The following is a 628-nucleotide window of genomic DNA, read 5'->3' on the forward strand; positions in this document are numbered from 1 at the left end:
CGAGCACTTCTTTCGGGACCGCGGCCGAGGATGCGGTGAGCAGCCCCTCCCCCAGGGTGGCGGCCTGGAAGTAGTTCGGGATCAGTCCTTCCCAGGGCGTGGGCGGCAGCGCCGCGAGGTCCGCCTCTCTCAGGGTTCCATCCGGGCGGCAAACGCAGTAGGCGGTGGCGTAGGCGCCGGCATTGGGATACTGTGCCCGCAGGCGGAGGATCGTGTGCAGGAACTCTGGCAGCCACCGATCGTCGGCGTCCAGGAATGCGACCAGATCGGCCCGTGCTTCGGCTATTCCCCGATTCCGCGCATGCGCTGCTCCCATGTTCTTCTGGGTTACCAGACGGATGCGCGGATCCCCAAACTGCCGCACCACAGCGGCGCTGCCGTCGGTCGAACCGTCGTCGACGACGATCAGCTCGAAGTCCGTCTCGGTCTGGGAGAGGACAGAACGCACCGCCGCCCCGACGTGCCGCGCCTTGTCGAAGAGCGGCATGACGACGGATACTTTCGGTACGTATTCCGTACCATCGATTGCGGATACTTTTCTCCAGGGTTCGACCAGCATCGGCCCTTCCAAGCCCGCCAGCCGGGTGACGACCATCGCGAGATGGATCGCGGAAGGAGAATATATAAT

At 64.5% G+C, this 628-nt stretch carries 1 protein-coding gene; it reads right to left on the reverse strand.

The features are described from left to right. Positions 1-595 (reverse strand): glycosyltransferase family A protein (locus QMC96_13345; GenBank protein ID MDI6877737.1); only part of this gene is annotated, 595 nt, incomplete at its 3' end. Positions 596-628 lie beyond the last annotated feature (33 nt).

It is taken from the genome of Methanomicrobiales archaeon (assembly GCA_030019205.1).
Taxonomy (GTDB): Archaea; Halobacteriota; Methanomicrobia; order Methanomicrobiales; family JACTUA01; genus JASEFH01.